Raw genomic sequence first — 19,255 nt, 5'->3', positions numbered from 1 at the left:
TGTCGTGTCCGTAATCTTCCAGCGAGGTCAATCATGGCAGAGCAGATTTCGATTGGGCGTCTGCGAGACGCGACCCTCGTCGACCCCCATGGCCGCGCGATTACCTACGTTCGCGTGTCGGTGACGGACCGGTGTGACTTTCGCTGCGCCTATTGCATGGCGGAAGAGATGACGTTCCTGCCAAAACGCGAGCTTCTCACGCTTGAGGAGCTTGACAGGCTCTGCTTGGCGTTCGTCGAGATGGGAACGCGCAAGATTCGAATTACGGGCGGAGAGCCTCTGGTCCGCCGCGGGATCATGGAGTTGTTCCGTTCATTGTCCGGGCATCTCGAAGCCGGAACGCTTCAAGAAGTCACCCTGACAACGAACGGCTCACAACTGGCGCGGTTTGCCGGAGAACTCGCAAGTTGCGGCGTCCGCCGGGTCAACGTGTCGCTTGATACGCTCGATCCTGGGCGATTCAAGGCGATCACGCGGCGTGGGGATCTCAGCCGCGTCCTCGCCGGCATTGACGCCGCACAGCGAGCTGGCCTTGCCGTGAAAATCAACGTCGTCGCGCTCAAGGGGGTCAACGAGGACGAGTTCGAACCGATGATCCGCTGGGCGCATGTGCGCAACATGGCGATCACATTCATCGAGGTCATGCCGCTCGGCGAGATCGAGGCCTCGCGGTTCGATCAGCATTTGCCGCTGACGAAGGTGCGCGCGGAACTCGCCCGCCATTTCACCTTGCACGAGACGGATCACCGCACGGGCGGCCCCGCGCGCTATGCGCGGGTGGGCGAAACCGGCGGCCTGATAGGATTCATCACTCCGCTGACCCACAATTTCTGCGAGGCCTGCAATCGCGTGCGGGTCACCTGCACCGGAACGCTCTACATGTGTCTGGGGCACGAAGACGCTGCCGACCTACGCAGCCCCCTCCGCGCTTCGGAAGGGAACGATCTCCTCAATGCGGCGATTCGCGACGCGATCGCACGAAAGCCAAAGGGGCATGATTTCGATATCAGCCGGGCCAATCTTGGCCCCGCCGTAGCGCGCCACATGAGCGTGACTGGCGGATAGAGAAGTTCGCGGAAGACAATCGCACAGCGACTTCTTGCCGCTGCGACGGTAGAATAACTGATTCGCACGGTCCTCTCCGTCATCTGGATCGCCTATTACGGTTGCGGGGTCTACTGTGCAGGTCTTCACGTACCAACTCCACCGCGAAGGGCAGAAGAGGGTCGGATGCCGCCCGTTCGCGAAGCCGTCGAGCGACGACCGGAATGTGCGCAGTGCGGGCGCTCCCGAGGGCCGGCCAAATTCGCGCTAGTGGCGCTTCCTCCCTGTTCATGGTGCCGAACTGAATGTCCGCAATTTGTGTGTGAGGACGGTCCTTCAGTTCGGTCATGCTTATAGGCTGGGACCGTTAGGGGATGGCGAACGCGGACTTGGAGGTTGCGGTTCAGCGGAACCGACCGCGTCGGCCCGGAGTCGAATGACCGCGGCGACGGCTCTCGCGTGTTCGGCGATAAGGTCTGCGGCCTGCTTCAGGCGCTCGAACGCGACCTCGGCAATGGTTTCGAGCGCGACGCGTTGCTGAGTGAATGCCTCGCGCGCAAGGCCGATCTCGTAAGCCGCCTTCATCTGGCCCCCTGCATCCGGCCGCGCTCGCGCCTTCTCGACCTGGTTATGCGACGAAAGCCCCATCTCGACCGCCTGGTCGTGGCGACGATGCGCCTTACCGGCGAGGTCGAGCGCCAGCGCCTTGTAGGGCTTGGCAGAGGCGTCCTTGGCGACGCGCTCCCATAAATCATCCTCGGTCATCGGCGTGACGTCGCCGAGCGCCCGGGAGCGTTGGACGGCGGCGTGGACCGCGGCCTTGGAAATCAGCGTATGCGTGCGGCCGGTGGCCCGGCTCTCGGCCGTATAGGTCTTGAAAGCCGACGTGGCCCCGGTTCCATGGGGCAAGGCGTTGATGTGCTCGCCTTTGGTGCTCATGCCTTGCGCCGCGTCGATCGTGAAGGCGCGGCCGAACCCCAGAAGGAGCCGTCCGGTCCTCTGGTCCGAGAGGCGCTTCCAGTCGATCTCAGCGGTCTGGCCGCGCGCATTTCGAAGAACAAGGCCGGCGCCCGTTTTGCGGACCACCTCGACAATATCGCCGTTGTTTCCGATCGTCGCGCGCTCGCCATCGATCTTGGCCACGGTCTTGCGATACATGCGCAGCCGGTCGCCGGTGGCTACGGCCAAATCAAAGAATTCAGGCTTGTCGCCGCGATAGACGACGGCCTTGTAGGTCGCCTCGTCTGTGCCGATCTCCCCGCGGGCCTTGAGGCGCTCGCGAATCGCCCGGCTGATGTCGGCGGCCTCGGCGTTGGTGAGGGTGGTCAGCGTGACCCCGTAGCTTGGATCCTGCGCCTTCAGGGCGTCGTCCCGCTCGATATAGAGGTCGGCGATCTGGCGCACGACCTGATCATAGTCGCCTTCGAGGAGGCGGGCCGTTCCGTCCTCCCGCTTCATGGCGAAGGCGGTCGCGGCGTCGCCGTCGCGGAACTGCGAAGCAATCTTGCGGTCGCGGTCGTTCTTCTGGCGAACGGCGGTCAAAACCTCGGGCAGGGCGGTCTTGGGCAGAACGCGCTTCAGGAGCGCGATCGTATCGCCGGCGTCGATCGACTGGACCTGCTCCGGGTCGCCGAGCATCTTGATGGTCATGCCGGTCTCGGCCTGCAGTTCGAGGAGGCGCAGCATCGGGCGAGGGCCGATCTGGCTGATCTCGTCGACAACGAGGACGGTTTTGGCGTCGGGGCGGAATTCACCCGTGTCGATGGCGTTGAGGAGCGGCTGGAGCGCCCACGTCTCGTCGACGCCGGCGTCCTTGAGGGCGTCGGCCTGCCGCCATGCGGTCGACATGCCGACGATTGTTCGTCCGTCCGCGTGCCAGGCCTCCACCAGGGGCTTGAGGAGCGTGGTCTTGCCCGATCCCGCGACGCCGGTGAGGAGGGAGAGCTTGCCGCCGCCGCCCAGCGCATGGATGGCGGCCCGCTGCTCCCTCGTAAACCGGATTCCTGCATCCCCGGCCTCAACGGCTTCCATCGCGCGCCGGATCGCAGCGTCCGAGAGCGCGTCGGAGCGGTCGAGCGCCGCGAGCCTGGATTTCTCGGCGACGTCGCGCTCAATCCGCAGCTGCTCGGTATGGCTGAACCGGATTTTGCCTTCGTGGACGCCGAAAACAAGAGCGACGGAATTGCCGTCATGGATGAAGCCGCGCTTCTCGATGAGATCCACGACGGCGTCGACATCATCCCGCCCGCCCGTCGCCCCGGCCTCGATCAGGCCGCGGGCGGCATGGACGCGCAGCCGCTCGGCGTCGAGGACCGCCGCCGTCTGGAATTCCGCCGAGAGCGCTTCCGACGCCAGAGCGTAGGCCGCCTCATGGCGCTGGGCCCCCGTCCGCAACACGGGCGCCGCCGCGTCGAGGACGGTTTTCGGCATCCAGCCAATGGCGGCCGCTTGTTGCCGCCAGACCGATTGCGCCTCGTCCTTGCTCTTGCCGAGCCGTCCGGCCGCGCTTGCTTCGTGCAGGAGCTGCTTCTTGCGCTCGAGCGAGAGCTCGTCCCACTCCATGGCGTTCTCTTTGGCATAAGCCTTGGCGTCGCCGATCACCTGGCGGTCGCGCTTGGAAAAGGTCGCAACCGCGCTTTCCGGGATATCGAGAGCGACGACGGCTTCGCCATCGGCGTCGAGCCCGACCCGGACGCCGAGCGCCCGGAGCCGGTCGGCAAGCCGCGCCTGGAAGATCGCGCCGTACTCATGGACCTTGTGGGCGGTCAGCGCCTTCGAATCGATCGAGCCGACTCTTCCATCATCCGTGACCACGAGGTTCGGGATGAAATTGTGGAGATGATAGTGCGGATCTCCGGCGATCGGCGCGTCCATGAGATAGGTCGCCCCATCGGGACCGTTCTGGACGGCAAGGGTCGGCCGCGCGGCGTCATGGGCGAACGTGACCCAGCCGATCTCGCCGCGCTCGGAGCCTTTCTCGCCCGCATGCCCCTTCCTCGCGACGCCGAGGTCTCGCGAGGCGTAGCGGAGCGCATCGTCGCTCGCGGCATGGATCGCGTTGCGGATCATGAGCCGCTCGGCTTCGCTCGGCGCGAATTCCGCCGCAAGCGACACGGATTTGTGGGGGGCGAACACGAAGTCAAAGCCGGAATTCTTCCGAACATGCTCGCTCCAGTCAGCCCCGTTGTCGGCTCGCCTCGCCTCAAAGAGGGCGTCGAGCTCATCGTCGCGGGGGTCCGCCCGGAGCTTGCCCACGCCGAGCGCCGCCGCGACGCGTGGCGACATATCCGGCCGCCAGTTCGCCCGCTCGCCCCGGCCGGTATAGTAGGCGGTCAGGCGCTCGCCGGTTTCGAGATTCCGGCCATCGATGGCGACGCCGTGGACCTTGAGGGTCTCAGGCTCGGGCTTGTCCTGGGTCATATAGGCGCGGATCAGCGCGCCTTCGCTTGCGGCGGAGACTTTGGCGAAGTTGAGCACGTCAGGATCGTCCGGCGCCGTTCGCGGGGGCTCCGTCGGCCGCGGAGACGGTTGGGTCGAGGCGGGTGACGATTTCGAGGGTCTGGCGCATGAGGCCGGCGAGCGCCGCCTGTTGGGTGATGAGCCGCGACAGAAGGTCGGCGAGGGAAGGGCCTTGCTCTTCGGGCCGCTCCGGGGTCAGCACTTCGATCATGTGTGCGATGAGGTTGGACAAGGTTTCGACCTGTCCCTGAAGCGAAGTTCCATTCACGAGCAGGGCGTCTTGCGCGTGATCCATCTTGTCGACGATTTCGCGCAGACCGATCAGGTCGTCGCCGATTCGGGTCAGGCTGGCGTCAAGGGTATCGCGGGGCGTGGCAGCGGCCATGAACATGAACCTCCGGTCTGGAAAAGGCTGACGAGGGGTTTGGCGGCGCACGGCGCGAACGAGAAATGGCGACGCTGGCGAGGCAGGGCGCTTCGCCGGCGTCGTGTTCGCCGAGGGGCGGACGGTCAATTCGGCAGGCCCTCGGCGAAACGCGGTCATGAGAGGTGAAACGGTCGGACGGATGAGGGTTGGGCTCTGTCCGCTTCCAGGAATCGATTCGCGAGCCAGTCGGCGATCTGGAGGTTGAAGGCGAACTCCTTTGCCGACCATTCGCGGCGTGACCAGCGCGGATCGTAGTCCGATTCATGCAGGCCGGGCCAGCACGAGGCCAGGCCCGTGACGGCGTGGCAGAGCACGCGGTGGTTGTGGGCGAGGTAATCGCTCGGGTGGATCGGGCCGCCCAGCAGATAGCCGACGCCGAAGCCCTTCGTGATGACGTCGGAAGTTCGGACGCCGAGGAGCTTCGCCCAGACGACGACCGGATCGGGATCGTTGGCGGAGTAGCCGCAATAGCGCCCGGTCTGACGGATGGCGGGAAGAACCTCGCTCGTCACCCACTTCCGGAAGCGTTTAGCCTCGGGCTTCCGGCTCGTGAAGATCAGTCCATAGAGCCCCGACTCGTTCACGGTCAACATTTCTTGGGGGCCGCCAAGGGTACGAACAGTAGTCGTACCCTGTTCGTCGTCATCGAGGCGACTGACCGCCTTGCTCGGATCCGAATGTTCGAGGATGTCGCATATGTCCTTGGCTACGAACCAAGCCTCACCGTTTTTGATGACGCTTCGCACTAGGCTCTCGTCGAACGTGAATTCGACAGGCAGGTTCTTCGGGTTTGCGGCCGCATCGGCCATTTCGTCGAAAGACATAAACGGGTTCCTTTTGACGGGCTTGTCGCTCGATCATGAGAGCGGACAAGAGCGCTGGGAGCGGTTTCGCCGCACGATCGGCCGAGGCGGGATTGCCTTGGCCGCGAAGGAAGCGTGGGCGGCAACGGCGCGAACGAGAAACGTGAATTGGAGAGTTTTTTCGCGCCGAACCGGCAGGCCGAAGGGCGGGCCTGCCACAGTGAAGGGATCGGGTGAGCCGCGCAGAAACGCGCCCCCAGACCGCAGGCGCTAGGGAGGCCGTGGAAGAGCGCGGGTTTCCGAGGCTGCGTGGGCAGCGGGATTGGCTTGCAGCCGCTCAGTGGCCTTCCTAGGGGCGCTGCGCGGCTATTCCCATCTTCACCCTCGGGTCGGCCACTTCATTTCGGCAAGCGGGCTTGCCTGGGTCTTCAGGCGAGGCCCCTTTCGCGCCGCGCAGCGGACCGCACCAACGGTGCATTGGTCCGTATAGGTGTTTTTTCGTCGCTTCTCCCGTGGCGCTGCCGTGGCGAAGCTGAAACGCTGCGCGTCTCGCCGTGGCGTTGCCGTGGCGCAGCTGTAACGGTCCGGCGGCTGCGTCGGCCAAAACTTTCTCCGACTTCTTCGCGCCGGCGTCCTCTACCTCTCAATCGAGCGGGCGTTGCGAGGGTCAGTCCTCGCCGCCACGGGCACGTGGACGGGCGACCAGCAGCCGCTGTTCGCGCCGTCACCTCGTATGGAGTGGAGGATGAGAAACCAGGCAGCGAAGACGGACGTCATCCTGAACGGCATCGCGCGCCCTAAGACGCGCTCGTCGCTATTCTGGTGGCTCTTCGACAATCACGCGGCGATCGCGCAGCGGGCCGAGGGGCGCCGGTTTGATTGGACGGAGTTGTGTACAACCTTTCGTGACCAGGGACTGACCGATCTCGACGGCAAGGCGCCGACAGTCCGCACAGCGCGCATGACGTGGTGGCGCGTCCGCAAGGAGCACGCGCGGATCGAGGCGCTGCGCGCCGCCGAACGCGCGGAGCGCGAGAGGCGGGCGGCGGCGAACCCGCGGCGCGACATGCCCTCGCAATTCCGCAAGGGCGACTATGGGCCGCCCCTCGCGACCACGGCGGAAGCGGCGAGGCCGAAACTGCCGGCGACGACGGTTGAGCAGGCGAGTCGCGGGTTTCAGCTGTCCACGGCTGAGGGCGTCGTCGTCACGCGCGTCAGTCGGGTCTTCAAAACAGAGAGAGCGACTCAGGACTACGTCTTCAAGGAAGACGGGATGATTGCCGCGACAACGGCTCGAGCCAGCGCTTTGAAAGGGAAACAGCAGCTCAATGTGAGAGGCGGCCGCCCGATCAACGATTTGTCTGAGGACTATTACGCAAGGCTTGGACTCAGGAGTGAGGATCTATGAATATCCACGCGATTGAAGAGATCAAAGACGCTGCGCAAGAGCGGCTGCCCGTGTTGGCGGTTCGGTTCGGCCGGGGCAGGACCGGGGGGACGACGGTCCTGGACTTCCTGATCCAGCGAGCGCGTCGGGCGGAGCGGGTGGTGGGAATCGCCGATGGCGATACTCATAACGCGACGCTCGCGCATCTTTATCCGCCTGGCGAGCCGGGCGGAGCGATCCAACCGCGGGGGAGCGATGTTGGCGACGTCGCGGAGTGGGTGACGGAAGTCACCAGTCAGATGGCGGCGGAGCAACAGTCGATGGTCCTCGACATGGGGGGCGGCGACAAGGTGCTGTCTGAGCACGCCAAGGACCTGAATCTGCGAGAGTTCTGTGAGGCCGCCGGCGTCCAGCCGCTGGCGATCTACTCGATGGGACCGACCATGGAGGACTTCGATCATGTCATGAGGATCTATGAGAAGGGATATTTTCGTTCGGATCGATCGGTGATGGTCCTGAACGAAAGTCTGGTTCCGGCAGGCAAGGCGCCGGGCGGGATGTTCGATTTCGTCTATGCGCAACCGCGATTCGAGGAGTTGGCGGAAAGCGCCCGGACCGTGACCATGCCGAGGCTCGCCTGCATGAAGGCGATGCGCGACGAGGGGCTGACTTTCTATGAAGCGGCCGAAGGCAAGCGAGGCAAAAGCGGCCGACCGATGTCGCTTGGCCATCAGTTCATGGTCAAGACCTGGATCAACCGGATGGAAGAGAACCTGTCCGAGGTCAAGGACTGGCTGCCATGAACGGGGCGCTCGCTCTTCCGGACCGCCTCGCGAGATTTCGCGAGGCGGCCGGAAAGATGGACGAGGCCCTTCGGGAGGAGGGCTTCGACGAGCACGGCTCGCATGCCATCTTCGTCCGCTGGCAACGCGAATCGGTCGAGGGCCTTGGCGGCATCCTTCTCGAAGCCGAGAAGACGATGGGGGAGCGGGTCGAGACCGCCTGCGCGCGGATCGAAGAGTCGTCGCGCCGGTTTCGTGACGACGAGTTCAGGCGCGCGGAAATTCTGCTGACAAGCGGGCAGGAGGCGCTGAGCATGGCGCGCCAGGCGGCCGACACGGCGGCGGCTACGGGCGAGCGCGCCGAACAGGTGTTCAATGCGTCGGTGGCGAAGATCGCGAGGGAACTGTCGGTCAAGCTTCTGGACGAATGCCAGCAATGGCTCGTCCTGAAACAGACCCAGCATAATCGGCGCGACGCACGGCGGCTGGCCGTCGGCGTCGCGGCGGCGGCGCTGGCGGTGTTCGTCGGCGGCTACGCGACGGCGGGATGGCGACAGGACAAAGAGACGGAGGCCGAGCGGTCCGTGGTTGCGGCGGTCGAGCGGTGCTGGAAGAAGCCGGTCACGTTGCAAGACGCGAGCGGCGCGGCGATCGAAATGTGCCGCCTTCAGGATCTTGTGCCGAAGCAGGGCGGATAGCAGACGGCTCGTGACAGAAAACGGCCGCCCGTTCCGGCAAGGATCGGGCGGCCGTCCCTTTTAGTCGAGCCAGTCGGCGACGGGCGCGAAGTTTTCTTCCATGCGGTTCAGCTAGGCGGAGAGTGCGGGATAATCCGCCACTGCGCCCGAAGCGCCGTCCCGGCGCAGGGCGCGGATCGCGTCCAACGCCTCAGCGTCGTCAAGATGAGGCATCGTGACGATCCGTGCGCCATCGGCTTCAGCAGCCGCGACGATGGGATTGGCGAGGATGGGAGCGAAGGCGGCGCGGGCCTTGTCCGCTTCGAAACCCCACTCATTCATGACGATAAGCGTGCGCGGGGGCTTGATGAGGTCGAGGATATAGGGAAGTCGGGGGAGGCTGTAGGCGTCTGGAGTCATGAGATAGACGGCGATGAGATCGACGCCGTTTTCTTCAAGGGTCTCGGCGAGTGGCAATTCGGCGAGCCAGTCGTCGAACAGCCAGAACCCGAGCTCGAGCAGGGCGGAGCGCCGGGTTGCGACCGCGGATTCGATGGTTTTTTCGAACCATGGCGGTTGATCCCCTCTGAACGCGGGCGGGACGAGGACGCTCTTGTAGAGCGGCGCCACGCCGGGATTGATCGTATCGCCGTCGATGATGTCGAGTTGCGAGCGACGTTCGGCGGCGCGGTCGATGAACCAGCGGGACCAGAAGCTTTTGCCCGTTCGGCCGGAACCGATCGGGAGAATAAGCTTCGCCCGGTGGCGCTCGGCGGCGTTCGTGTTGTTGGCGAGAAGGGTATCCGATGGCATGTTGCGTCTTCCTTTCAGGTTGAGACGCAACAGGAGACCGCGCCACGGCGCGAACGAGAAATGAGGAAATTGCTTTTTCGACTCCGACTGCGGGAGCGCCCGCCTGCGCGCTTTGCGCTTGGCGAAATTGGGGGGAACCGCGCGACGGTTCGTGACGATCTCCGTGCGGCCTTGCGGGGAAGGGAGGGGGAACGCCCTCCCCTCCCAGCGTCAGCGATCGTGACCCGAGAGGGCGAAGACCGGCAACGGGCTTCGTGAGCGGCGGAAAGCCGCGAGTAGATCGCGGCCCCGAAGGGGGGACGCCCGACATCCGAAGGATCTCTCCGTCGCCGGACGCAGGATTGGGGGTTAGCCCCATCCCACATGAGTCGCTCCGATTTCGACGCCCTCATTCACGAGATCGGAGAGCTGGGCGAGCTTTTGCTCGATGTAGCCGTCGGCCCGGCCACAATCGATCACCAACATCGTCCCCGGCTTCCTCATTTCGGTGACGGGGATGGCGGGGGAAGCGTGGCCGAGGCGCTTGCGCCGGGCGACGATGACGAGCGCCCGGAAGCAGGGAATCGGCCAGGGGCGTTCGGAGAAGGAGTCTTCGATGCCGAGAGCGTCGAGGACGTCGGCGGCGTTGGCGTTCGAGAGGGAGAATTCCCTGTCGTCATGGCCGGGCAAGAGGTCGAAGCGTTGGCCGGAGGCCTTCAAGAGGGTGAAGCTGACGGACATCGAAGGCTCCTTTTCAGGAGAGCATGCGGCTCTGCTGCCGCAGGGAAGAGGGGCGGGGACCTTTCGGTCCCCGCCGGGGGGCGTCAGCCCCCGAAGGCGCCGATCTGGGCGGTGGCGGCCTTCTTCTCGACCTGGGCTTCGGCCGGGGCTTCGTAGGCCTTCCAGTCGTCGCCGGTCAGGTCCTTGTAGGCGTCGATCGCGCCGTGGGCGGCGGCGAGCAGGGCGTAGGCCTGCATCGCCATGTCGGCTGCGAATTCGCGGGTCCGCTGCGCCTTGCTTTCGAAGCCGATCGGGGACCCGTGTTCGTCGTCGCCGCCGTCTGCGGCCCGGGCGGTCGCGGCGCGGGCCTCGCCGACCTTGGTGGAGTAGAAGCGTCCCGCCCCGACTGCGGAGCCGACGAGGGCCCCGACGATGCGCTGGAAGTGCATCTCGGTCGCCTTGTCGTTGAGGGAGCCTTCGAAGGCCTCGGCCATCCGCTTGAGGGCGCTCGCGTGCTCGGCGCGGATCGCGTCGTAATCGGGGACGATGAGGCCGAAGGCGGCAGCGACGTTTTCCGCGACGCCCTCGTGGGGGCAGAGCTGGAGGGCCATCTCGAAGGTGAGGGCCTGGCGGGTCTCACGCTTGGGGGAGGACTTGGAGCGGTTGGAAGCCATCTCGGTGATCCTTTTTCTCGCGCCGTGGGCCGCTGGCCCATCGCCAGCGCGTTCCCTTCGGTGCGGCACAAAAAAGCCCGGCCCGGGCGGCCTGCACCCGAAGGGCCGGCGCGCATGCGGAGGACGGCGAAGGGCGGCGAATTTGCCTCGCGAGGAATTCGGCTTTAGCCGAAGGGGAAATTCGTTGAACGCAGCCGTTGCTGGCCGAACGGGTTGGGCTTAAGGCCGCCCATAACCGAGGGGAATGAGCTGGCGATGGGCTCCTCTTGCGGCCCGTTGTTGGCGCGAGAAGAAGGATCACCGAAATGGCGGCGCGCTGACCCGCAACGTCCCTCCCGCGATCCGGACCTGCTTCTGCCGCCGATCCTAATGGCCCTCCTGTTCTGCCCCCTTTTCGCGAGGGCGTATGAATCGCGGAGAATGTCGCCTCGCGGGAAACTGGCTCATCGTCGACGACAATGACGTGGGTCGCTCCTCGCGGAGCTCATGCCCTCATGCGGATGGCCGTCGTTGGCCGCGGAAGCTTTTCCCTCGACGACAAGGTGGTCGATGCTCCCGCGTTGATCGTCGGTGAGCGGCCCATCGCGGCTCTGCGGTCGGGGCGGGATGTTTCTGCCGCTCGTCCATCAAGGTCCGAGCCCCTTGCGCCGTATCCGTCCCGGCTCGCCTGCAGGAAGGCGCCGGCGACGAACGTGGACCTGCGCCTGAAAGCAGCCGGAAACGGACCCGACGATCGCGCTGACAGGGCTCTTGATCATGCAGGCTTACGCCCTGCTCGCCGCCTTCCGTGGCGCATTCGGCGCGGGCATTTCAAGGGCCTGACCGGTGATGACCGGACGGGCTGCGCCGCCTGCTGGCGCCGGCGAAAGGTGGTCGTCGCTGAGCCGCGCAGAACCTTCGTGGGGTTGACGCCCCTGGCGGGGAGCGAAAGGGCTCCGCGCCGTCCGATCACCCCGGAAGGAACTCTCATTCCTGCCGGGGTCGATCTGCGCCAGGACGGCGCTCCAGAAGGCGTATAGCTTCCGGGAGCGGGCGCGCCTCGCGCGCCGCAATTCCGCTTCGGCCCGCTTGATTGCGTTTTCGGCTCCGAAGCGCGCGATGAATTCGGGGATCGCGGAGCCGAGGGCGCGCTTCAGCAGGCGCTCTTCCTCTCGTGAGGGAAGCAGGTTGCTATCGATCTCGGACAGGGGGTCCCGCACCGGCTTTCTCAGCAACCGTCTTCATAGAGCATCGGAACGAGATGTCGAGGGTCGTGACGGAGGACGAAAGGGGGGGCCTCAGCGGCGAGCCCAAGCGTCCGGCGTCGAAGAAGCGGTCGTCAAAAAACCGGTCAGGCAGTGGTGGGCGGCGGCCGGTCGTTGTCCTCGACCGGCTGCGCCTCGAAGGCGAGGCCTTCGTAGAATTCGGCGAGCGGGATCGCGAGGCCGATTTCCGGCATGTCGAGCGCGTCGTCGTCCTTCAGGATTAGGGCGCTCCACCCGTCCTGGGCCCGGACAAGGACGGTCGCGCCGATACGCTCCTGCTCGAGCATGACGTAGCGCTTAAGGGACGGCGTCGCCTGGTACTCGCGGGCCTTGACGATGCGATCCTTGGCGGCGGTGCTGGGGCTCAGCACCTCGAAGATCACCACGGGATCATGAACGACCTTGGCGGTTTGATCGACGCGCGAGCACACGACCATGCCGTCCGGGTAACGAATGTGGTCGTCAGCGACGCGGATCTTGAGATCGCTTCCGTAAAAGCGGCAGGGCTTGCCCCTGAGCCTTCCTCCGATAGCGACTGCTAAGTTTCCCTGAATTGTGGCATGAGCAACCGTGCCGCCAGTCATGGCGGAGGGTTCGACGCCATCGAATTCGTAGCGCAGTTCCTGCCGGTCCTCCCATTCGAGGAATTCGGCGAGCGACATCGGCTTTCGCACGGCGAGGTTCATGGCGAGCATTGTAGCACGTTTCCTCATCTCCTTCAGCCGGGCGACGCGGAAGGACAATCGGCGATGCGGGGTTAGAGGACTTGGGGGAGGCCGAAGCCTCCCCGGTCGGAACCTGTCAGAACGGAATATCCGAGTCGTCGACGGGAGGCCGGCGGCTCTCTTGCGCATCCGCGCCATTGTCCTCGCCGTGGTTCGGCCCTTTGCTCAGGCGCTCGATCCGCTCGCAGGCAAGCGTGACGCCGTAGAACGTCTCGCCATCCTTTTCCCACTTCGTCTGGCCCATCGAGCCGGAGGTGAAGATGAGATCGCCCTTGACGATGTTGCGCTTGACGTAGCCGCGCGTGCCCTCGCCGAAGACAGTGACTTCGTTCCAGCGGGTGCGCTCGACCCATTCGCCGCTGTTGTCGCGGCGGCTGAAGCTCGAAGCGACGCTCACGCGCAACGTGGAGCCGACCTGCTTGATTTCGCCAACGCGGCCGATGATCGTGAATTCCGCGATCGTGTTCATGTCTTCAGTCCCTTTTCAGTCTCCCCCTGGGCCTTCGGCTCATGCCGTCGGTCCCTCGGGGTGCGGCTCACGAAAAGCCGGGCGAGGCAGGCCAGCACCCGCGAGGAACGAGCGGGCCGGAGCGTTAAGCGGAGGAGGGTGAAGGGCGGCGATTTTGCCGCGCGAGGAATTCGGCCGTCAGGCCGAAGGGGAAAATCGTCGACCATGAGCCGTTGCGGCGTGGATCGGCTGGCTTAAAGCCGCCAGATGACCGAGGGCCCGCACGGCCATGAGCTGGAACGCCATGCGTCTCTCTCGCTCCATTTTCTGTCCGTCTCCTGCTTTTTCTCAACATCTTGTGTTGCGCCTTCTCCGAACCCCAGCTAATTGTTCATGGTCTGTTCGACTGGAGGCCGCCATGCGTTACGAGACGATGACCCTGGGCAGCAATGTGATCCGGTTCCCCGTCGAGCTGAGGGCGAAGCCCTCGATCGATCTCCTGATCGAGGTCGCGCCGGATTCGCGTGAGGTCGAGCTCATCGCCGAAGCGTTCGGGTTCGAACCGCCCGACCCGGATGGGCGGAGCAAGGCGGATCGCGCGATGGCGGAGACGATCGCGAAGACGGATTTGCCGGCCGATCCGAAGGAGCGGCGGACAGCGTTGAACGCGATGCTGAGGCCGCTCGTCGATCGTGCGGTCGCCGCCTGCGGGGAAGCGCGCCAGACGGCGCTGCGTTCGGATGAAGCAGGCGAGAAGCTTGCCAGCGCGCAGATCGAGGGCGGCTATTGGCTGGCTCCGCTCGAGGACGCCGCCAATCATTGGGCGGTCGAGTCCGCGCGGCTTCAGCTCACCGCCTATGAGGCCGCAGAGGCGGCTCATGGGGCGGGCCGGGCGATCGAGTTCGCCAAGCGCGGCGAGCCCTGGCGCCCGTCCAATGTCGAAGAGGACGTCGACGCCCTCGTCGCCGCGCAGAGGGCGCTCGCCCGATAGAGCGGCGCTTCTCCCTTTTGGGGAGCGCGCCTCCCGACACGCCGCGCCCCTGAATAAAGGGATACTTGTTCGCGCCGTCGTCTCCGACCCTGAACGTCAGGACGTTCAGGGAGACGGGATATGGGAACGGGATGCCAGTCGCCTGTCTTGTGGCGGCGCGGGAGCGCCGCCCGGACGGACAGGCGGACGACAGGGGAATCGGCGCAGTTGCTTTGGCCGCTGCTTGCGCCGCTCGGGCTTGGCCTTGTGATCGCGGGAGGCGAGAGCTGGGCCGATCCGGCGATCGTGTCGCCGAACGGCCTGCCGGTTCAGGTCAACCCGACCTTTCCGGAGCCGGGCCTGCCCGCGTTCAGCTTTCCGCAGGGTGGCCTGTCGGACACTGGCGGCGTCGCCGACGCCGTGACGATCGGCGGCGGCTCGGGGAGCGGGTCGGGCTCTGGCTCCGCGAGCCTGGGTTCCTATAGCGGCACGGGTTCTGGAGTTGCCGGCGCGATCATCGCGACGGGCTATGCAGACCTTTTGGGTCAGAGCGTCGGCACGGGACAATGCGTCGCGCTCGCGCAGGCGTCGTCGGACGTCGGTTACACTTCGACGTGGTCTCCCGGCGCGCAGGTCGAGGGCGAGACCGACATCGCGGTCGGCACGGTGATCGCGACGTTCGGCAGCGACGGCACATACACGAACACCTATGGGCAGTCGCATACGGCGATTTATCTCGGCCAAAGCGACCAAGGCATTTTCGTCGAGGATCAGTGGCTTGGGCAGGCGGCCGGGACCCGCTGGATACCCTGGACCACTAGCAATTCCTATGAATCAGGGAGCAAATTCTATGTCGTCACGCATAGTTAAGGGCGTCGCGGTCGTGGCGACCTGTCTTTCGGCGAGTGCGGCGTTCGCAATCGAACCTTGTCATCGTGGCGTTCCGGCAATCAGCATCGAGCAAGGGCAAGGGATGCCTGCGCCGGGTTACATTTCGCCGGACGCGGGGACATTTCACCTGGACGGCAAATTGCAGGAGCAGCGGTGGCACAATCTGCACGCCGCGATCCGACCGCTTAAAGTGATCTGCCGGTACGCCAACAAGGTCGTGCCTGTCGTCTTGCCGGATACGATCGATACGTGTGTCTGGGACAACGACGAGCGGCGAGTGCGCTGCTTCTGACCGAACCGCGGGGCGAGCGCGCGCGCTCGCCCCGCCGCCTCGACGGCGAAGTGGCGCGCTGAAGCGCGCCCAGCCTCAACGCGACCGCCGGCTGCGCCGCGCACCCGTGGGCCGGTCCCGCCTGCCCAAAGCCAACGCACCCCAACCCGCCCACGCAAGCAGGGAAGGGTGCATTGAGGCGCGCCCATCCGGGGTCGTGGACTTTTCTTGCTCGACCGTGAATTTCGCCGTTCTTGTTCGCGCCGTCGCAGCGAACGATGGGGCCTCTTGTTTTGGAAGGAGGCTTCATGTTCGGGAATACGCCCTTGGGGCTTTGCCGCGCGAGCGGGCCGCCGCGCAGCGGGCGAATGCGCTTGCGACTGCGATGCACGACGGCAAGCGTTGTACTCGGTATCGGGGTTGGCGCGATAGGGGCCCATGCTGATCCCAGCCTCGTGCTTCCGAGTGGATTGCCGGTGCAGGTCCACCCGACGTTTCCCGAGCCGGGTCTTCCGGCTTTTTCGTTTCCCGCCGGCGGCTCGTCCTCGTTGGGCGGATCGAGCGGCAGCGTTGGCGACGGAGGGAGCGGGAGCGGGGGCAGCGGAAGCACCGGCGGCAGCGGCGACGCCTACAACACGATGATGGCGCAGGATTGGGGCTCGCAAGCCGCCGATGCGGCGGCTGCGATGGGCGTGAGCGCGACGGCGCTCGCGGCGACCTGCGTGATGGAGTCGAACTGTCAGAATGTCGGCGCCGCGTCCGGGAGCAGCGCGACCGGTGCGTTCCAAATGATCAACTCGACCTACACCGCTGATATCAGCGGGGCGGTCGCCTACGATCCGGGCATTGCCGGCAGCATTGTTTCGGGGCTCGCGGGACAGATGGATCCTGCCACGGAAGCGTATGCCGCATCGTATGAACTGCGAAGCGACGCGCTCCTGTTGCAGTCCAACGGCATAGATAGTCCTACGGTACTCGCCGTTCGCGCCGTGTATCAGTTCGGCGCCGGGTCGGGACCGGCGGTCGCGACCGCTAACGACTCCGAAAATATCGCCGAGCTGACGGGCCTGAGCGGGGCGTCACTCGCTGCAAATGGTCTCACGAGTTCAAGCTCGGTCGGGGATTGGCGGGCCACCATCGTCGCAAAACTCGGCTCGGCGACAGCAAATCAAACAGTGCTGGCTCAATAACTTGGAGAGCGTCATGAAGGCCGTTGTTTTCGTTTCATGCATCGTGGCGTTGCTGACGTTCAGCAAAGCCCATGGACAGCCGGAGGGCGAGATCGTATCCGGTTTTCAGTGCGTCGGGGTCAATATCAAGGGATTGCAGCTAAGCCAGGATGATCTCCGGACGGGCGCAAGATTCGCGTTGATCCTTGATGCGCCAAGGGACGACGCGAAACCGGTAAGACGGATCTCTACCATAATCTACATTGCGTGGCCGCCCGTCATCGAAAACGGATATGTGAAGGCAATGAGCTACGATGGCACAACAGGATGGCTTGAGCAGAACGCCGTTCGTCCCTTGCGAAGAGCGGACGGAACCACAGGTGGTTGCACTCTTCGGCGGCGTTCGGATGGTCTGATCATGTTTCATCTGGAACCCGGCCTCGGCATCAATAACTAAACGAAAAAAGCCCGCCGTCCCTTCCAGAGGGAGGCGGGCTTCCTGTCGGTTCGGTTTGGGACCGTCAGGTCAGTGCTAATAGGCTTCAGCGTCCGAAAACGCGCCGCAGATCGACGAGGCTCGGCGCATGGGCGGCGGCATAGAGATAGCGCCGCCATGCGGTCCTGCTCCAGCGCGTCGGATCACATAGGCGGGGATCGCGGCGGCTTGCTGCGCGCTCGCAATCGAGGATGAGATCGATGGCCAAGCGATCCGCCTGAGCTTTGAGGCGCACGGATCGGGAGGATCGATTAGCCCGGTCCATGACGCGCCTCCTTCTCGCAGAGAAGGGCGCGCGTCGGGCAACCTCGGGAGGCGGCTCCGATGGTGCGGCGGAGTCGAACGCCTCGGCGAAAGGTGGCTTCGATCAGGCGCTTTGGATTGGCGTCCGGCTTGGCGCCCTGAGGAGGCTGTCGGCGAGGCCGGAGGCGATGCGGTTTGGCTGGATCATGGCGAGCGCTTCCCAAGCAAAGGCGAGCGCCAGGCGTGACTGGCGCTCGCGTCAGGTTTTGGGACAAGATCGGCGGTGGGCGGAGGGTTAGGCCGCTGCGGAGCGTCCGCGCGGCGCGGGGCGTGAGCGGGCCGGCGTCACGGAAGGCTCGTCGTCGACGTCGCGGTCGAGATGGGCGTTCTCGTCGGCGGCGCCATCGTCACCCACGCCGTCATCATCGCGCTCTTGTTCGGCGCTGAGATCGCCTTCGCCCTCGTCGGAGACGTTGTCTTGGCGTTCGCCCTCGCCGCCGGCGTCGCCGTCGATGTCCTGAGCGTCCTCGCCGGGATTGATGGGACTCCACGAATAGTCCCGCGGCGTTTCGGCGTGGAGCGCGAGCTCGGCCTCGGTCAGAGCGAACAGGGCCGCCGGATGCACGTAGGTCGTGCCCGACGCTTGCTTGATGACTTCGGCACGCGTATCCTTTGCGCGCGGGCGCGGCAGAACGCGTAAGGCAGATCCGACCTTCTCGATCCCGGCCTTCGACAGGCAGCCGAGGAAGTCTTCAGTCGCCATATTGCCGACATGCGCGTCGGCGCCGAGGGCGTCGCCCGCGATGCGCGCGACAAGCCCGCTGTCGCTTCGCCCGATCGAGCACGAGAGGACGGCAGAGAGCATCTGACGGGCGACGACGCGCAGGCGGTCGGCGTCGTGGGTGAGCCGGCCGCCCTCGGTAATCGACTGGACGAGCTTCGTCCGGGTCGAGTGCGTCGGGCGATCGGACTGGACGGTGACGTTCTTGGCGTCAAAAGCGAGGACGAGCAAGCCGATCAGGGTCATGTCGTCGCACGCGTTGACCTCGAGACTCTTGACCAGCGCCTCGGTGCGCAGTGCGCCAATGATCTCAGTTCCTTTCTGGGTGATCTCCGGACGCGTCTTCTTGGGCGTCGGCGCGTCGTCGCCTCCGCCGATCGAACGATCCTTGCCCTTCTTCACGTCGGGCTCGGAGACGCGGAACACCACTTCGTGGATCGTGCCGTCGCGCGGATGGATCGCAAAGCCGACCTTGTCGCCCTTCTTCGGTTTCGCCCAGGTGCGCTGCGCCCGTGGCGGCAGTTTCTCGCGGCCGTACTCGTCGATCTCGATCGAAACGCCGTTCTTCGGCATGTTTGCGTCGACCCATGCGCGCTGGGCGGATACGAAGGCCTCGCCGTCTATCGTGAAGCGATTGTCCTCGTCGCCCTCGGCGAAAAGATCTTCCTGCCAGACGATGGCGAAGGCCTCGCGCTCGGCCTCCCCGAATTTGGCGTCCCTGGCGAAGAAGCGTGTCTTCTGCAGCGCTTGGGCTATCTGCCACCATAGAGCGCCCTCGCCCTTCCTGGGCTTGGACTTCTTCCATACGGCAGCCTGATCCTCGCGCGACGCCGAGGCGATCGTCCGCAGTTCCTGTTCTTTCGGCATGTCGCCCGCGCCGATCTGATCGAGCATGGCGGGGTTGACGGTGGCGAGCAGGCGCAGCTTGCGGATCTGGCGAACGGGTATGGCCAGCGCGGAGGCGATCGCCTCTTCCGTCCAGTTCTCGGAAGCGAGGCTTTCGATCGCGCGCCAGAGGTCGACGCTCGCCATTGGAGCGCGGACGACATTCTCGCTGACCGCCCGCATATGGTCGTGGTCGTCAGGTTCTTTGACGAGGATGTCGATCTCGGGGAGGCCGATCGCGATGGCGATGCGGACGCGTCGCGCGCCATAGGCGGCCCGAACTAACGAAACGGCCACCAGATACGCATAAGGGGACGAATAGAGAACGTTGCGCCGTGTGGGCCGCGGAACTCCGCCGAGAATCGCT

19 protein-coding genes are annotated in these 19,255 nt (G+C 65.2%); 9 read left to right on the top strand and 10 right to left on the bottom strand.

Features of this window, described 5'->3' with window-relative positions:
• Positions 1–33 precede the first annotated feature (33 nt).
• Complete coding sequence (gene moaA / locus DFR50_RS24375; protein ID WP_113891879.1) at positions 34–1,065, top strand: GTP 3',8-cyclase MoaA; 1,032 nt, start codon at positions 34–36, stop codon at positions 1,063–1,065.
• A 330-nt stretch (positions 1,066–1,395) separates the two neighbouring features.
• On the opposite strand, the gene mobF is transcribed toward moaA, so the two are convergent.
• The 3 genes from mobF to DFR50_RS24360 form a co-directional block, all read right to left on the bottom strand.
• The gene (mobF, locus tag DFR50_RS24370) at positions 1,396–4,521 is read right to left on the bottom strand and encodes a MobF family relaxase (RefSeq protein ID WP_113891878.1); all 3,126 of its coding nucleotides are present in this window, start codon (positions 4,519–4,521) and stop codon (positions 1,396–1,398) included.
• A gap of 1 nt (position 4,522) precedes the next feature.
• Positions 4,523–4,888, bottom strand: coding sequence for a hypothetical protein (locus DFR50_RS24365; RefSeq protein ID WP_170153377.1), 366 nt, complete (start codon positions 4,886–4,888; stop codon positions 4,523–4,525).
• A 155-nt stretch (positions 4,889–5,043) separates the two neighbouring features.
• Positions 5,044–5,754, bottom strand: coding sequence for a BRO-N domain-containing protein (locus tag DFR50_RS24360; RefSeq protein ID WP_210209027.1), 711 nt, complete (start codon positions 5,752–5,754; stop codon positions 5,044–5,046).
• A gap of 724 nt (positions 5,755–6,478) precedes the next feature.
• Between DFR50_RS24360 and DFR50_RS24355 the strand changes: the two genes are divergently transcribed.
• Genes DFR50_RS24355 through DFR50_RS24345 form a run of 3 tightly spaced genes read left to right on the top strand, consistent with a single transcriptional unit; the run spans position 6,479 to position 8,600 of the window.
• Positions 6,479–7,141 carry a hypothetical protein gene (locus DFR50_RS24355; protein ID WP_147262891.1) on the top strand — a complete coding sequence of 221 codons (663 nt, stop codon included), beginning with the start codon at positions 6,479–6,481 and terminating at the stop codon, positions 7,139–7,141.
• Positions 7,138–7,923, top strand: coding sequence for a hypothetical protein (locus tag DFR50_RS24350; RefSeq protein ID WP_113891875.1), 786 nt, complete (start codon positions 7,138–7,140; stop codon positions 7,921–7,923). The genes DFR50_RS24355 and DFR50_RS24350 overlap by 4 nt, the downstream gene beginning before the upstream one ends.
• Entirely contained in the window at positions 7,920–8,600 is a 681-nt protein-coding gene (locus DFR50_RS24345; protein ID WP_113891874.1) for a hypothetical protein, read from the top strand. Before DFR50_RS24350 ends, DFR50_RS24345 begins: the two co-directional genes overlap by 4 nt.
• A 111-nt stretch (positions 8,601–8,711) precedes the next feature.
• On the opposite strand, the gene DFR50_RS24340 is transcribed toward DFR50_RS24345, so the two are convergent.
• The 5 genes from DFR50_RS24340 to DFR50_RS24315 all read right to left on the bottom strand — a co-directional run bounded on the left by DFR50_RS24340 (position 8,712) and on the right by DFR50_RS24315 (position 13,203).
• On the bottom strand, positions 8,712–9,392 hold the full coding sequence (locus DFR50_RS24340) for a hypothetical protein (RefSeq protein ID WP_113891873.1): 681 nt from the start codon (positions 9,390–9,392) through the stop codon (positions 8,712–8,714).
• A gap of 348 nt (positions 9,393–9,740) precedes the next feature.
• On the bottom strand, positions 9,741–10,112 hold the full coding sequence (locus DFR50_RS24335) for a hypothetical protein (protein WP_113891872.1): 372 nt from the start codon (positions 10,110–10,112) through the stop codon (positions 9,741–9,743).
• Between the two features lie 83 nt (positions 10,113–10,195).
• Positions 10,196–10,765 carry a hypothetical protein gene (locus tag DFR50_RS24330; RefSeq protein WP_113891871.1) on the bottom strand — a complete coding sequence of 190 codons (570 nt, stop codon included), beginning with the start codon at positions 10,763–10,765 and terminating at the stop codon, positions 10,196–10,198.
• Between the two features lie 1,330 nt (positions 10,766–12,095).
• Positions 12,096–12,695: a Uma2 family endonuclease gene (locus tag DFR50_RS24320; RefSeq protein ID WP_113891930.1), complete on the bottom strand. Its 600-nt coding sequence runs from the start codon at positions 12,693–12,695 to the stop codon at positions 12,096–12,098.
• 115 nt (positions 12,696–12,810) lie between these two features.
• Positions 12,811–13,203, bottom strand: coding sequence for a single-stranded DNA-binding protein (locus tag DFR50_RS24315; RefSeq protein ID WP_113891869.1), 393 nt, complete (start codon positions 13,201–13,203; stop codon positions 12,811–12,813).
• Between the two features lie 397 nt (positions 13,204–13,600).
• On the opposite strand from DFR50_RS24315, the gene DFR50_RS24310 reads away from it, so the two are divergent.
• The 5 genes from DFR50_RS24310 to DFR50_RS24290 all read left to right on the top strand — a co-directional run bounded on the left by DFR50_RS24310 (position 13,601) and on the right by DFR50_RS24290 (position 16,940).
• On the top strand, positions 13,601–14,173 hold the full coding sequence (locus DFR50_RS24310; protein WP_113891868.1) for a hypothetical protein: 573 nt from the start codon (positions 13,601–13,603) through the stop codon (positions 14,171–14,173).
• A gap of 207 nt (positions 14,174–14,380) precedes the next feature.
• Positions 14,381–15,022, top strand: coding sequence for a BPSL0067 family protein (locus tag DFR50_RS24305; RefSeq protein WP_113891867.1), 642 nt, complete (start codon positions 14,381–14,383; stop codon positions 15,020–15,022).
• A gap of 13 nt (positions 15,023–15,035) precedes the next feature.
• Positions 15,036–15,335, top strand: a complete 300-nt coding sequence (locus tag DFR50_RS24300; protein ID WP_147262889.1) for a hypothetical protein — start codon at positions 15,036–15,038, stop codon at positions 15,333–15,335.
• 455 nt (positions 15,336–15,790) lie between these two features.
• Positions 15,791–16,504, top strand: a complete 714-nt coding sequence (locus DFR50_RS24295) for a hypothetical protein (protein ID WP_425376091.1) — start codon at positions 15,791–15,793, stop codon at positions 16,502–16,504.
• A 13-nt stretch (positions 16,505–16,517) separates the two neighbouring features.
• The gene (locus DFR50_RS24290; RefSeq protein ID WP_147262887.1) at positions 16,518–16,940 is read left to right on the top strand and encodes a hypothetical protein; all 423 of its coding nucleotides are present in this window, start codon (positions 16,518–16,520) and stop codon (positions 16,938–16,940) included.
• A gap of 85 nt (positions 16,941–17,025) precedes the next feature.
• Here the strand turns inward: DFR50_RS24290 and DFR50_RS32280 are convergent, their stop codons facing one another.
• Positions 17,026–17,187 carry a hypothetical protein gene (locus DFR50_RS32280; RefSeq protein WP_170153376.1) on the bottom strand — a complete coding sequence of 54 codons (162 nt, stop codon included), beginning with the start codon at positions 17,185–17,187 and terminating at the stop codon, positions 17,026–17,028.
• A 330-nt stretch (positions 17,188–17,517) separates the two neighbouring features.
• Positions 17,518–19,255, bottom strand: a 1,738-nt coding sequence (locus tag DFR50_RS24280) for a hypothetical protein (protein ID WP_113891862.1), incomplete at its 5' end; no start/stop codon positions are given.

Source organism: Roseiarcus fermentans (assembly GCF_003315135.1).
GTDB lineage: Bacteria > Pseudomonadota > Alphaproteobacteria > Rhizobiales > Beijerinckiaceae > Roseiarcus > Roseiarcus fermentans.
The sequence above is the reverse complement of the archived record's forward strand: the minus strand, read 5'-3'. Positions and strand labels throughout refer to the sequence as shown.

Excerpts from the sequence above, each read along its gene's own strand:
- moaA (WP_113891879.1), top strand. The coding sequence starts at position 34 with ATGGCAGAGCAGATTTCGATTGGGCGTCTGCGAGACGCGACCCTCGTC.
- DFR50_RS24365 (WP_170153377.1), bottom strand. The coding sequence starts at position 4,888 with ATGGCCGCTGCCACGCCCCGCGATACCCTTGACGCCAGCCTGACCCGA.
- DFR50_RS24360 (WP_210209027.1), bottom strand. The coding sequence starts at position 5,754 with ATGTCTTTCGACGAAATGGCCGATGCGGCCGCAAACCCGAAGAACCTG.
- DFR50_RS24355 (WP_147262891.1), top strand. The coding sequence starts at position 6,479 with ATGAGAAACCAGGCAGCGAAGACGGACGTCATCCTGAACGGCATCGCG.
- DFR50_RS24350 (WP_113891875.1), top strand. The coding sequence starts at position 7,138 with ATGAATATCCACGCGATTGAAGAGATCAAAGACGCTGCGCAAGAGCGG.
- DFR50_RS24345 (WP_113891874.1), top strand. The coding sequence starts at position 7,920 with ATGAACGGGGCGCTCGCTCTTCCGGACCGCCTCGCGAGATTTCGCGAG.
- DFR50_RS24340 (WP_113891873.1), bottom strand. The coding sequence starts at position 9,392 with ATGCCATCGGATACCCTTCTCGCCAACAACACGAACGCCGCCGAGCGC.
- DFR50_RS24335 (WP_113891872.1), bottom strand. The coding sequence starts at position 10,112 with ATGTCCGTCAGCTTCACCCTCTTGAAGGCCTCCGGCCAACGCTTCGAC.
- DFR50_RS24330 (WP_113891871.1), bottom strand. The coding sequence starts at position 10,765 with ATGGCTTCCAACCGCTCCAAGTCCTCCCCCAAGCGTGAGACCCGCCAG.
- DFR50_RS24320 (WP_113891930.1), bottom strand. The coding sequence starts at position 12,695 with ATGAACCTCGCCGTGCGAAAGCCGATGTCGCTCGCCGAATTCCTCGAA.
- DFR50_RS24315 (WP_113891869.1), bottom strand. The coding sequence starts at position 13,203 with ATGAACACGATCGCGGAATTCACGATCATCGGCCGCGTTGGCGAAATC.
- DFR50_RS24310 (WP_113891868.1), top strand. The coding sequence starts at position 13,601 with ATGCGTTACGAGACGATGACCCTGGGCAGCAATGTGATCCGGTTCCCC.
- DFR50_RS24290 (WP_147262887.1), top strand. The coding sequence starts at position 16,518 with ATGAAGGCCGTTGTTTTCGTTTCATGCATCGTGGCGTTGCTGACGTTC.